8 protein-coding genes are annotated in these 14,194 nt (G+C 49.2%); 4 read left to right on the top strand and 4 right to left on the bottom strand.

Going from position 1 to position 14,194, the window contains the following annotated elements; all coding sequences use genetic code 11:
* Positions 1-199 precede the first annotated feature (199 nt).
* From OZX62_RS09375 to OZX62_RS09360, 4 genes are all read right to left on the bottom strand, one after another.
* A complete protein-coding gene (locus tag OZX62_RS09375; RefSeq protein WP_277175914.1) occupies positions 200-4,999 on the bottom strand; it encodes a hypothetical protein in 4,800 nt (1,599 codons plus the stop codon).
* A 329-nt stretch (positions 5,000-5,328) separates the two neighbouring features.
* Entirely contained in the window at positions 5,329-5,655 is a 327-nt protein-coding gene (locus tag OZX62_RS09370) for a hypothetical protein (RefSeq protein ID WP_277175913.1), read from the bottom strand.
* A 51-nt stretch (positions 5,656-5,706) separates the two neighbouring features.
* Positions 5,707-5,964, bottom strand: a complete 258-nt coding sequence (locus OZX62_RS09365; protein WP_277175912.1) for a hypothetical protein — start codon at positions 5,962-5,964, stop codon at positions 5,707-5,709.
* A 250-nt stretch (positions 5,965-6,214) separates the two neighbouring features.
* A complete protein-coding gene (locus OZX62_RS09360) occupies positions 6,215-7,228 on the bottom strand; it encodes a LacI family DNA-binding transcriptional regulator (protein ID WP_277175911.1) in 1,014 nt (337 codons plus the stop codon).
* A gap of 57 nt (positions 7,229-7,285) precedes the next feature.
* On the opposite strand from OZX62_RS09360, the gene OZX62_RS09355 reads away from it, so the two are divergent.
* The 4 genes from OZX62_RS09355 (at position 7,286) to OZX62_RS09340 (ending at position 14,143) form a co-directional block, all read left to right on the top strand.
* Positions 7,286-7,465 (top strand): hypothetical protein, encoded by a 180-nt coding sequence (locus OZX62_RS09355; protein ID WP_277175910.1) that lies wholly within the window; start codon positions 7,286-7,288, stop codon positions 7,463-7,465.
* 59 nt (positions 7,466-7,524) lie between these two features.
* Positions 7,525-8,382: a GRP family sugar transporter gene (locus OZX62_RS09350; protein ID WP_277175909.1), complete on the top strand. Its 858-nt coding sequence runs from the start codon at positions 7,525-7,527 to the stop codon at positions 8,380-8,382.
* A gap of 123 nt (positions 8,383-8,505) precedes the next feature.
* Positions 8,506-9,981: a glycoside hydrolase family 32 protein gene (locus tag OZX62_RS09345; protein ID WP_277175908.1), complete on the top strand. Its 1,476-nt coding sequence runs from the start codon at positions 8,506-8,508 to the stop codon at positions 9,979-9,981.
* A gap of 808 nt (positions 9,982-10,789) precedes the next feature.
* The gene (locus tag OZX62_RS09340; protein WP_277175907.1) at positions 10,790-14,143 is read left to right on the top strand and encodes a BspA family leucine-rich repeat surface protein; all 3,354 of its coding nucleotides are present in this window, start codon (positions 10,790-10,792) and stop codon (positions 14,141-14,143) included.
* Positions 14,144-14,194: the final 51 nt, after the last annotated feature.

Here is a 14,194-nt window from a genome sequence, read left to right as displayed (position 1 = left end):
CAGTAAGCGTAAAATCAATACTGTGACCCCATTTGTCGCCCTAATCACAGTTGGGGAATACAATATTGATTTATCTTTTCGGCAAGTTACAGAGAATTGTAACAGTTGAAGTAGGATACATATGAATCTTTAAACTTTAACTGTCGCAATGGTATATCGGTTATTATGTTCATGCTAGTGTCCCTGATCATTTTTCCGATTAATGGTTTCGCTGTGAATATTCTTTGAGCTCATTACGGATTTCAGGAATTTCTGATTCGAAGCTGTTATCCTTTTGGAGCTCAACCAGTAAAGAATCTATCTGTTTGAAAAGCTCATCCGGTAGTGTTGCCTTCAGTGACATTGCTTTTTTAAGAATGTCCTTCACTGCAGAATCCCACTCTTTATAATCGGGGTCGCAAAGGTCTTGAAGGTAGACTGATGCATTTTCGAAAGAGGGGGCAAAGATTCCATTGATTGCAAGCTCTCTGATAAACGGATGCCTTCTGTATTTGATAACGGTGGAATCAATTTGTTCTCTTTCAAAAAGCTCTTCTAGTTTATTCAGGAATGATTTCAAGCCATCTTGGCCCAGAAGAAATTCTCTATTGTTTTTCGGGGTCTCTCCAGTCAAGTCTTGCTGTTGATGACAATTTTTGAATAAAAGCTGAACGGTTGATGTGGCATATCTTTTGAGATATGTTTTCTGATAGATATCAACAAGAAGTGTAGAGACAAAATCGTCATAGCTAGAGTCATCAGAACCATTGATATTACTGTTTTTTGATGGTTGGTCAATTGGACAGCATTTATTGTCATCGATAAATCGTGCATAGTCGTCGATATGACTTATGATGCCGTGATAGATACCACTGGCTGGATATTTCTGCTCAAAAAAGTAAAGATTGTTGAGAGAATAGTTATCAGTATATTTATTCGCATTACGTATATCGAAATGTTTAAATATCTCGTCAATATTAGTTTTGTCTATAATGTAAGTTCCATGTTGCGAGATAATTGGTACTAAATGCAAACCGGAATGGAAATGTGGTCGATGTCTCTCGAGTAGAGCTATTAGTGCATTATAAGAAGCCGGTGAATTATCTTCAAAAAGAGTTCCGCAAATTTTCCAGTTTGCTTCGAGACAACGTAAAAACCGGAAAACGCTGTCGTTGGTTACATCTGTTGGATTAGTGTTCAACACGGCACTTTTAATAAAATTAATTAGTGGTTGTGTGATTAATTCTCCCGAATAATCTGCTATGAAGTCTAATGCATGGGAGGAGTTTCTTGTGAATTCGTCAAATGCTCTTATTTTAAGGGGTCGTGTTATATCTTTACTGTAGGCAAAAGCTCGAAGAAGAAAATATTGTCCATCTTTTTCGTATTCCTTGTCCACTGTTTGCATGAGAGTTGCAATTTCAGATCGACTGTTTTCGTAATGTTCAAGTAAATAACGAAGGAGGCTAATATTAAAAGCTGATATATCGTTGTAGCGTATTCCGTTCCTTTGCTGAAGTATTTCAATATCAGAATCGGTGAGTTCGGTATCGCTTTTATTTAACGAAAATGAGTTGTTGTGATTATTGAGTTGTTTAATAGATTCAATATAGCCTTGCGCATTTTTCGGTAGAGGAGCAGGCGTTATAGCGCGCAATTCACCCGGTAAGTTTTTGACGATTTTCTTTAGAAGCTCATCTTCGACGGATTTTGATGATTTTGTAGACTTATCCGAAATCTGCTTCAGGTATTGACTATATAGTCGTTGCAGGATGAGCTCGATTTTATCTACATCGGGTTTCGCAGATAAATCTTTTTGCTGTATCGCATGTCGGCACATAATGTAGAGAATGATGATCTGATCGGCGGCATTTTCTGAAGCAAGCATGAATATCTGATCTGTGTAGATATTGATGTTGGTAAAAGTGAATTTAAATAGATTGTCCTTTGGCTCGTCTGGAATGGCAGAGAATATTCCATCTTCATTTTTTTGTTTTTGCAGATAGGGAAATGCCATTTTTGCCAAGAATCGAGAGAGGATGAGTTTGAGAGTACTATCTTCAGGATCCAGAGTATTTTCATCGGGCATAGTTGTGGAAGAATTCAATTTGCTGATTAAAGAGCTGAGATCTGAAATCAGTTGTGTATCAGCAGCTTTATGGCTGAAAATTCTGTCGAGCGTAGCCGAGTCGCTTCGATAGTGAGAGGTGTTCTGGTACAAATCAGTCAAAATCCGAATAAGCATACCGTCACTTGAGGGGGTTAATGATTCAACAGTATCGTCTAATATGAGTGCATAATCCGGAAGGTTTCCCATTACTGTTTTATAGATGGAACATCCGTTATTGTCGGTCGGATATTTTTCAAGCGACAATAGATTGTTCAATGAAAGATTAGTGCAATCGATGGTTTCATTTTGCTTCTCGCCAAGTTTTTGAAGTGCAAAAATTAGAGCGGGACGTGTTACAAGGAAAAATCCGTTTAGGGCAAAATATTGCTGTATGTTTTTCGGTATTCTATCTTTTTCGAAATCGTTATCTACGTATCCTTGACGATGAATAAATTCGGTCATATTGTTAACGAGAGTTATATCGGTGTTTTCATTATAAAATTGCAGAGTATCTGTCCAGTTATCTGCAATAAACAGTATCAATCCCCATGCTTGATGGCTGTATTTAATAGTATCGTTATTTTTATTGATTACTTGTAGTGCCGCATTAATGAGTTGTAGTTTTTGGTAGAGGCTGTTGAAATCACTGGTGATGAGTGTCTCGAAAACATTAGGAGAAAACGTGGCAATTATTTCTGTTGCCGAAGTTTTATTTTCAAAACTAATTTGGTATGAATTACCGAAGAATTCGTTCAAAAATTCTCTACCGCTGATTTCGTATTGTATATCGGTGTTTTTCAGCATTGTTGTAGCCGATTTCCTATTATTTTTTATTTGCGAAGCATTATTTCTTGTATCAGGCTTTAGCAAATATTGAAGGATAAAAATATTGAAGGTACAGTCCTCGTCGTATTTCAGGTTATCTTGCCCTTGTAAATCGGCAATAGCCTCATCGCTGAGTTCATAAGAGAAATCTGGAATTTCCGGTTGAATCACATGGTGAATGAACAATGCTGAGTTGTCTCGTCGTGCTAAGCCTGCGGAATTGTTTTCCATCGATGCGTACAATATGTAATCTTTGTTGATATATCCCGAAGACAGCAGGTCTCTTGCAAGATTAGATTGTGAAGTGGCCTGATACGTCTTTGTAATAGCTTCCCACATTTGGTTGGTTTTATCTTGTGGAGCCTTATCGGCATCCGTGGTTGAATCCATGATGGAAGTGAGTTCGATTAGTTCTTTGAAATCTGCTTTTTGGAGTTCTCTTATTCTTTGAGAGAGAGTGGCGATAATTCTTGAGATTCTCTTCGGTAGGTCTTCGTCTGTGTCTGAGATGTTGAACTCTTTGAAAAACTTTTTTTCTGCTTCTTTCGAAACTTGGTTTTTCTGTGTAGCGCTTAATATCGCGTTGGCGTCATTTATGCCATTCCGAGTTTCTTTAATCGCTTCATTCCTGATTCGGTTAGCTTCGTCATATAGATAGTCTAACTTGCTTTGTCTTTGAGGTATTTTTTCGAAATCTTCTGGATAAAAAGAATGATAAATAACCATCGCGAGAAGTAAAGATTCTTCGGTAGGCTCTCCATGTTCAGATTTTTGAGGGAAATAGGTTTCACCGAAAATCTTATCAGAAAAAATAAGATATTCATGGGCAATTGTTTTGAGTTGGCGCATGTCGGTGAGATAACGGCTCACGGTGCTTGATATTTGTTTGGTTGCATCCCAAAGAGAGTAAGAAGGTGCAAGAGTTTTTACACTGAAAATATTTTTCAAATAATTTTGAGAATTGAATGATGAGATAAAAGGAAGGACAGGAATTCGAACGTCAAAGAATTTGCTTTCTGCGTTTCTTGTCTGGCCTGTTTCAGAAGATTGGGAAATTGGATTGGCAGTTGTAGCTTCGCTGAAGAGGCTATCTCTGACGCAATAGATGAACCGAATCGATCTTTGATTTTTGTTGATTTTGGGAGCGTTGTTTAATACTGAGTTCAGTTCTCGTAGATTATTAAAAATTTCTGAATCATTAAACCTATCAAGATCTTCAAAGACGATTATGTCAGTTTGAGGATTGGTCTCAAAGAAGTAAATAATTTCGTCAAGGTACCTATCGAAATAGGATTCATCGGAATTGTTAACAGTTATTGAATTCGGTTCATTCCCCAGATGGATGCTTGAAAGAGATGGGGTTTTCTTTGAGTGACGCATTATATACACCGTGATAATACCGGTAATAATAAGAAGCGCCAAGAAGAAGAGGATGCGAACCCAAAGGTCTCCCGGCATACCTCTATGCGCAAATATCAGATGTATCGTAGAAGTTGAAAGAAGAATCAATGCAACGATGATAACAGTAATTATTGTAGTGACGGCGAGTGTCAAGTTTGGTATTTTGTGAAGTTGAGAATACCTCGAACGTGGGCCTTTGTCATTGCTGTAAATGAGTTGTTTGACGATTGAATGTTGTATCAGTTGATTTGTTGATTCCTGCTGAGGCTTCTTAATATGCCTATTTTCTAAATCGTCATTTTTCCCTGAAAATCGGAATGGCTCTGTGGAATAAAGTGTTTTTGAAGAGGGTTCATCGAGATTTGTTTGGTCTGGAGCTATAAGTGGGGCAAGTGTTGATAAAGAAATTATTTTGACCTGTGGACCACAACCGATTGCTTCGCATAGTTTTTGCAGGCCTTGGATTATGCTACTTTTCCCAGTATCGTAGGCCCCTGAGAGAGCTATATTATGGTTTTCTGAATCATGCAACGCATCAAGTAATTTACTGAGATATTCCCAATGGCTTTCAGGATCATAATGAGGTCTGAGATTCCCAGGGTCGTTTGAAGAAGATTCGCGAAAGTGGTTCTCTAAATATTTCTTTTGTGCTTCTCGTAAATGTTTGATATCAAGTTCGGTCATTGAAACTTCTTCCACGATTTTGCAATAATTTTAGATTAATACCTATATAAGGTTGTAGATTCGTTTTGACGATTATTTGATATATTTTGGCGTATACTTAATAATCAAGTCTGCCTTCGAGGAGGTATGGAAGTGGAAGCCGGATGTTCCTGAGTTTCTTGGGACCCGGCTTCTGCGTTGTCTACGCGTTTGCGGTTATAGGCCAAAAGTGTTGTTCATAATTCCGCGTTTGTTCTGACGTGATTACTCTGTTGAACTATCAAACAATCTTCTGGCTGATAGCTTCTATGCCTCATGCTTTCGCCTTGCCGCAGAGGCCTCCGCAAAAGCTATGCCATCTTCGGGCGAATGTCGGGGTGGCGCTCGCTGAGGTACGCCTTCATAACCATGCGCACGAGCGCTGAAGCATTGAGTCCTTCGGCTTTCGCACTGTCTTTGAGCCATTGTTTCATCGGTGCGGTCACCAGGATCCGCAGGGGTTCCTTGGCTGGTTGTGGTTGTTCCGCAAGCGGGCGGCCTCTGAAGATATTCATCAGTTCGTCATCATTGAGCGCTTTGCTGTTGTCGCTGCGGGGGCGTTGCGTTCCGGCAATTGGGCTGAGCCGGCCGTCAATCGCCATCGCGTCGAGTTCTTCGTCTGTATATTTCTTGCTCATCGTAAAGTTCTTTCTGTTTTTGTTGAAGTCTGATGTGAGAAATGTGCTATATCAAAGGAGATGGAGCCATCTGCTGGTCACGGGCATTGCGTGGAACACATGCATGTTTTTATCGGGTTGCATTTCGACGCCAATCTCAACGGCATCGTGTTTAAGCGCTCCTTGATGACGTGGCCCGACGATCATGACAGTAGGTGTTGTACCGTTCCCCTGCATGAGTTCGGAATTCCAGTTGTGCCTGATGGCATATTCGATTTCTTCGTCAGTCAGGCCATGTTTATGTGCAGAGTTACCTATGTCAAGTACCATAAGCATAGCCTTCTTTCGTAGTAATAAAATAGTACCATAAAAAGCAGCTATAAATTACTGCTATGAAATCTCGTGCATCCTACACCTTTGATATTCTCATAACTAGGCCTGCCTTCGAGGAGGTATGGAAGTGGGAGCCGGATGTCCTCGTGTTTCACGAGACCCGGCTTCTGCGCTGTCTACACAGATGTGGGCTTCAGCTAACTTACACTAATTACTTTTCATGTGGTCTTCAGCCGCATTCCGTCCTTCACTCCCGCAGTGTCTCGATGCTGCGCTCCGGGAGGAACGACACGGGCAGCTTGTAGCGAGCACCGGAAACGGAGAAGTCACCGTCAATCTCGCGGATGAGCACGTCGACGGCCTTACGGGCCATGCCTGCTATCGGTTGCGCCACGGTCGGCAGGTCCGGCACGAACCTTCGCACGGTGTCGGATCCGTCGTAGCCCACGATGTCGATGTCAAGATGCCGATGCGCGCACATGGCCTTGGCCAGTAAAGCAGTCATGTCGTCCGCGATGAACAGTCCGTCCAGATCGGCGCCTTGGTCGAGGACGGCCGCCAGGTCCTTGATTTTCGTTTCGTACGGCTCGTCCCAGTCGATGGGAAACACTTGCGGCGCACAGCCTCTTTCCTCCATCACGTCGCTATAGCCCAGGCGCCGCTCATAGCTGTATGGCGCGGATTCGTCTTCGAGGCTGTTGATGTGCCCGATGCGTCTCGCGCCGCGAGTCCACAAGGCTTCTGTCGCGATTCTGCCGCCTTGGTAATTATCGGAGCTGACCACGGGGATCGATTTCGTGGTGATGCGGTCGATGTTGACGATCGGCAGGTTCGAATTGCGGTAAATGGACATGCCTGTGTTGTGCGAGCCGATGATCATACCGTCGGCCTGGTTGGCCAGCAGCAGGTCGAGAAAACCTTGCTCCTGATCCACGTCGTTCATACTGTTGCACAGCAGCGCCTTGTACCCGCGTCGGTAGAGTTCGCGCTCGAGCTCGTAGACCATGTCGCCGTAAAAGGGGTTCTGTGTGGTGGGGAAGATCAGCCCGATGAGCCGGCTTTGCTTGCCTTGCAGCGTCCGCGCGCTCACATTGGGGCGGTAACCGATTTCCTGAATGGCGGCGTACACCTTGGCGATGGTTTTCTCGCTTAAGGAACCGCGTTTGTTAAGGACTCGGGAGACGGTGGTGACGGTGACCCCGGCCCGCGCGGCGACGTCTTTAAGTGTCGGCCGTTTCGAGGACCTTCTGGATTGAGCCATATCACGCACCTTCATATTGACATACGTAGTAACACTATACCGGGGTTTGTTGAAATCATGGGAACAGAAGCCATTTGTCACATTGATGAGCCCTTTGTAAATGCTAGAAATTATTGGTCTTTAAAACCTGGTATGGCTGGTTTGCCATATATTCCGATGCGTGGTAATGTTCAAATTGTTAAACGTTTAACAATTTGTTTAAGTGGTTTTCCGCTCAAACTCAGTGTTGAAAAATAAAAATGTCAAACGCTGATAAAATCACGACGCAGTGAGTCGTAGAGGAAAGGTTGATAATTATGAGTATCCTTTTGGCGCTGGTTCCCTCGATTCTGTGGGGCCTCTATTCATTGGTCATTCCTAAAATCGGAGGCAGCTCGGAGCAGCAGACGCTCGGCGTCACGCTTGGCGCTTTGCTCTTCGCGTTGGTTACCTTCCCCTTCACGCCGCATAACTACAATGTCACCAATGTCATTGTCAGCCTGGTTTCCGGCTTCATCTGGGCTTTCGGCTGCCTCTATCAGGTGAAGTCGTTCAAGGAAATGGGCGTTTCTCGCACCATCCCCATCACCACCGGCATGCAGCTGATCGGCACCAGCTTGGTCGGCGTGCTGTTCCTGCATGAGCTCGGCACGCCCGCGGCTCTGGGGTTCGGCGCTGTGGCCCTCGTCGCCTTCATCATCGGCATCACTTGCACGTCCTATTCCGAGAAAACCGAGGCCTCGAACAGTCTGGGCAAAGGCATGCTTTTCGTTACCATTTCCTCGGTCGCCATCATCATCTACGTCGTGCTCATTGAGCTTTTCAAGGTCAATTCCTTCGATGTGGTGCTGCCTCAGTCCATCGGCATGGTGCTCGGCGCGCTGGCCGTCAGCATCAAGTCTTCGGAGAAGCGTTTCTGCAAGAAGACCGCCGAGCTCATGCTCCCCGGCATCCTCTGGGCAGCCGGCAACCTCGTGATGTTCTACTCCAACAGCTCCCTCGGCGTGGCCATCAGCTTCCCGCTTTCGCAGCTCGGCCTGGTCATCTCGACGATCGGCGGCGTGCTCTTCCTCAAGGAAGCCAAGACCAAGAAGGAGAAGATCGCGGTCGGTATCGGTCTTATCTTCGTCTTCCTCGGCGTCATCCTGATCGGCTTCGCAAAGAGCGTTCAGTAGTTTCGCCGGATCCGTCTTGGGCTAATGGGCCGGGTATATGGCAAGACCGCGAATATGCCAGGCCCATCGAAATATTCGTTATGACAAAGTCCGTTATGACAATAAATAAGGAGAATGTGAATTATGAGTGACAACAGCAATTCAACGCTGAACGATACCGCCAAAGCGGATGCGTGGATCCGTGACCACCGTGATTGTGTCAAGCCGCGCTATCGTCTTGATTATCACGTGATGCCGCCTGTCGGTTGGATGAACGACCCGAATGGCCTCGTCTACTTCAAAGGCCAGTATCACGCCTTCTACCAGTTCTATCCCTATTCCAGCGAATGGGGCCCGATGCACTGGGGCCACGCCATCAGCGATGACATGGTGCATTGGAAGGACGCGCCCGTGGCCATGGCTCCGGGTTCGACGGCCGATCGCGACGGCTGCTATTCCGGCAGCGCGGTGGACGACGACGGCAAGCTGAGCCTTATCTATACCGGCCAGATTTTCGATGACGGCGACATCAAGCCTTTCAACACGGAGTTCTCGGAGACGCAGAATCTCGCGGTCAGTGAGGACGGCATTCATTTCAGCAAGTATGCGCAGAACCCCGTCATTCCCGCAGCCCCGTCCGACAACTCCCGTAATTTCAGGGACCCGAAGGTCTGGAAGCACGACGGCCGTTGGTACGTGGTCATCGGCAGCTCCACCAAAGACAACGAGGCCAGGGCTCTGCTCTACAGCTCCGCCGATTTGCGCGAATGGAAGTTCGAAAGCGTGATCGCCCATTCCGAGGGCAAGATCGGAGAGATGTGGGAATGCCCCGATTTCTTCAGCCTCGACGGCAAGGACGTCCTGCTGTTCTCGCCGGTGGGCATGGAGCCTGAGGGACTGAAGTACCACAACGTGTTCCAGACGGGTTATCTCGTCGGCGATTTCGATTACGCCTCGGGCAAGCTTCAGCACGGCGAGTTCGAAGAAGTCGATCGCGGCCACGATTTCTATGCGTCGCAGACCTTCGAGGCCGCGGACGGCAGAAGAATCTGCATGGCTTGGATGAACATGTGGCAGACTCCTATGCCTGAGCAGGCCGACGGTTGGGCCGGTGCCATGACGGTGCCGCGCGAGCTTCACGCAGTCGACGGACAGGTTCGGATGACGCCGATCAAGGAGCTCGAGTCGCTTCGCGGGCCGGTTATCGCGGATGTCGCTGCGCCGCTGAGCAACGACCAGGTGCTTGCGGCTCCGAAGGAAAACCGCTGCGAGGTGCTCTTCTCCGCCGACGTTCCCGCTGACGGGAACAGCAAGATCGGTGTCTCCTTGGACATCGGCACCGACCACGACGTCTCGTTCACCTATGACGCGGCTTTAGGCCGCCTCACCCTGGACCGTGGCGGCGAAGACGGCGTTCGCGCCTACGATTGCGGCAAGCTGGAGAAGCTCGACCTGCATATCTACATTGACCGGTCCTCCATGGAGGTCTTCGTCAATGACGGATTGGCGACGTTCACGAGCCGCATGTATCCGGCGACTGCGGCCACGATCAAGGCCGTTGCCCCGGCGTCGGGCCTCAACGGCAAGGTTCGTGTGTATGCGCTGAACGCGATGCGCTGATAGGTTGTGCGCCTGAAGCTCCGGGATGTCGCATGACGCGACGCCGGAAGTTTCGATTGGAGGAAATCGCAACCTTTGATAGGGGAGCGGGGATGACCGGTTATCGGCCGTCCCCGCTTCTGCGTTCGTCGGCAGTTCCCGGGTTCCTTGGAATTCGGCTTTCGCGCTTTTCCTTGTGTGCGGTTTTAGGTTCTATGACCTTGTAACCGCGTTTGCTATCTTTGTTTCCGGCTGAGGACTATATGAATTGATACAAAATAGATAAAATTAGTATTATGTAAAATAAAGTCAACAAAATCGGAATTTTATGTCAAATGTTATACATTTATTTTTTGGTGGTCGGTTGCAATTGTCACGATGAATGAGACGCAAGGCCAGTAATCTTTTGTTGGGCGTGCCAAGAAATAGGTTGAAAAGGCCGTTTTAGTTGAAATACCGGGCTTTGCTGCCATTTTGATAGCTAAAGATTTCATTTTACGGCCAACGTATGTGGCGTTGTTGACGCTTTGCTGTGAGTCTGTAAAACTCTTTTGTGATTTTTGTATTTCGTTTTGGGAATGTCAAAAATTACCGAAATTTCTCACGTTTGCCGTCGTACAAAATCAACAAAAATCAAATTTTCATAGTCGAATATGTACCGTTTGCCCATTATTTACTACCGCTTGCCGTTTATGGCGAGTTAATTAGATAAATATGTGTAATGCTGTCCAATGGGTGCGTAAGCTGACATTGTATTTTGTATTACAAAAACAAACCGCTTCGCGCTACAAAGAAATGAAGTCGATGCTGGAAAGGATGACGCAGGCGAATGGGGAAGCAGCAAAGAACGCTCGTCGGTGCGGTGGTCGCGCTCGCGCTTTTGGCTTGCCCAATAGTCGTATCGGCCAACGGGGATATATTCGACGGAAACCCTGTGCCTGAAAGTGCGCCGGCGCAAACTTCGTTGCTGCAGGATAATGGCGCTGTCGCACAATCCCAGCAAAACCCGAAGCTTGGCGAACAGAAAAGTCCGGTAAGCCCCACCCCGCAGCAATCCGAAATCGGTAAGTCCTCACCCATAAATGGGCAAGGTTCGGCCGGAAGCACCGCTCCTTCCTCCGGAACCGGGAGTGCCGGAGCTTCTCCCGAAGCGTCGCCTTCCTCGCGTTCTTCGGTATCGGCACAAGGCCTGGGTCCGAGCTGCGGCGATTCCGATCATTGGCAAGGTTCGCAAGATCAGGCCTACTGGACGTCCGCATGGGACGGCGCTGATTGCATAGTCACCATTCAGCCGGGTTCGATCGACGGTGCCAAGAGCGCACCTTGGTCGAGAGGCAATCCTCTTCATGATCAAGTTACTGTTATCAACTTTGCAAACAATACGGGTGTCTTCCGCTTCAGCGGCAACGTAGCGGGCCTCTTCTCCTCGATGCCTTCGCTCCGACAGGTTCGTGTAGACAACCCGGGCAATTTCGACGCGAGTGGCACGGATGGCGATTTTTCTCAGATGTTCGCCAACTCCCCGCAGCTGCAAAATCTTGACCTTTCGGTTTGGAAGGCCACGGCTCGTCCCAAGAAAATGGCCATGATGTTCATGGGCGACACCGCCCTGACCGATGTCGACCTTTCCGGTTGGGATACCTCCGCCGTCACCGATATGTCGAGCATGTTCCGCGGCGACACCGCTTTGCGCGCCGTCAACGTGTCGGGCTGGAACGTCTCATCCGTCACCGATATGTCCGGTATGTTTTTGAATGACGCGGCTTTGACCTCCATCCCCGGTCTGCAGGCGTGGGCGCATCTGGGCGCCTCCGCCCCGACCGTGTCGCTGTGCCAGATGTTCTCGGGAGCCGCATCGCTGACCAGCCTCGATCTTTCCGCATGGAAAGCCAGCAACGTCATCAATATGTCCGGCATGTTCTACGGCGCTTCCTCGCTTTCAAGCCTGAACCTTTCGAATTGGAACACTTCGCGGGTACGGGATATGTCGAACCTCTTCGCCCTCGACGCGAGCCTGAGGGCCATCGATGGCCTGGCGGGCTGGAACACGAGCGGGGTCGAGTTCATGCAAGGCATGTTCTCGATGGTCAAGCAGGTTCCCGATTTGCCGCTTCCGGGCACGCCTGATGCGTCGAAGCAGGCGGGTCCCTCGGATCTTTCCGCGATTTCCGGTTGGGACGTGCGCAGGGTCCGCACGTTCAATCAGATGTTCATGGGCCTGAACCGACTGCCCGTTTTGAATCTTTCGAATTGGAAGACGCTTTCGGCCAATTCCATGCAAGCCATGTTCGCCGGCTGCACCAAGCTTTCCGATATCAAAGGCGTTGACAAGGCCAATCGCGATTGGAGCACCGGCCGTGTCACCGATATGTCATACATGTTTTACCTTGACGGGGTTCTCGCCCGTCTGGGTGATCTTTCGAACTGGAAGACCGCCAAGGTGCAGAACATGGAAGGCATGTTCCGCTATGACGAATCGCTTTCCGGCGTGAGCGGCATGAAGAACTGGAAGACTGACCAGGTCACTTCGATGGCGGGCATGTTCCAGCGCAACCGCGCGCGCACCGATCTCAAGGATGTGTCCGTTTGGAAGACGCCCAAAGTCACCGCGATGTGGGATATGTTCGGCGGCGACAGCAACCTTACGTCTTTGGATCTTTCCGGCTGGGACACTTCCAAAGTCACCAGCATGACCTATATGTTCCAAGGCACCGGCATCACTTCGCTTGACCTTTCCAACTGGGACACCACCAACGTTCGGGCCGGCACGAATGCCCGCGCCTGCGCCGAGGGCACGGTGAAGGCCGACGCAGGAACCTGCCGGGTATTGCCCGAATATCTTAACGAACTTACCGTCGGCGGCAAGACGAAGCTCACCCCTGAGTTCTTCAGCAGTGAGCCCTTGAAAAACAAGGGTTATACCGGCCGCTGGGCCCGCAATGACGACAAGTGGACCAGCGATGACAGCGCTGGCGCCAACGAACAGCTTGCCGCGCGTTGCCCTGGTTCCGGCTCTGTGGGCCAAGATATTCAGACCTACCTCTGGCAACAGACTGCCACGGTCAATTTCGACGCCAACCTTCCCGAAAGCGGTTTGCAGCTTTCCGGCGGAAGCCTGCCGAGCGCGATCGCGGTGACGGGTGCCGATGTCTCGAGAGCCGAGCAAACGGTTCCCGAGTCCGCACTTGCCGCCAATGGCTATCGTTTCACCGGTTGGAACACCGTATGGAACGGCGGCAACGACCTGAACGGCAAGCCGGGCAAGGCCTATAAGGCCGGCGACCAGCTTAAGCTCAATCGCGGCGATGTAATCACGTTGTACGCCCAGTGGCAATCCACTGGCGGGGCGTCCGGATCCGGTTCGGAGCCTGTGGATAACCAGCGGTATACGGTGCGTTACCTGCCGAACGAGCCTGACGGGTTCAAGGCAAACGGCTCCATGCCGGACGATACGTTCACCGCAAACGCCGCAGCCAGCAGCGCCTACAAGCGTGCGCTCGCCGAAAGCGGATATACGCTTGAAGGCTATACGTTCCAGGGTTGGAGCCGTGTGCCGTCGTCCAGCAGCGCGTGGCGTCCGGGCGTTGAACTCAATATGCAACCCGGAATCAACACCATGTACGCGCAGTGGACGAAGAACGGGGCCGGGACCGCCGAAGGCAACGGCAACATCTCTGGCAACGGCGAAGAAGGCACAGACGAAGAAGGTTCCGACGGCCAAGGTATTACCGTTATCGTGCAACCGGCCACTTTGCCGGGTGCTCCGCAGCTGGGAGCCGCGCCTACACCGGTAACCGGTACTGCAAACTCTGCCACCCGTGCGCCTGGCGCGAGCAACAATGCCAACAACGGCCAGCAGAACCGTGATTCCACAACCGATGCACCTCAGAACACTCCGACGGTGCCGAGATGCGTCGAGCGTTCTACGGGTGAGGTCCGCAACAGCGCCAGTGGCATCAGCTACGTCACCCCGGCTTCAACGTTGCCCTATTGTGATAACGACAGTGGCGGAACTCCCAAGAAGTCCGCGAATCCCGCTTCGGCCAAGACGTCAGTCCTTCCCTCTTGGTGGTGGCTGGTTGTGTTGTGCGTGACGGCAGCTGCCCTGGGAGCTATCGCGTTGCGTCAGCGGTCCGCTTCTCATGCAATGGCAGCATCGCAGCACAGGAAGAGAGGCAGGTGATGAACGGGAATTCGCATTCATCCGTCATGATCGACGACGGTGCGGTACGCC

Origin of the sequence: Bifidobacterium sp. ESL0690 (assembly GCF_029392315.1) — a bacterium.
GTDB lineage: Bacteria > Actinomycetota > Actinomycetes > Actinomycetales > Bifidobacteriaceae > Bifidobacterium.
Note: the sequence above shows the minus strand (reverse complement) of the source record. Positions and strands in the feature narration are given on the sequence as shown.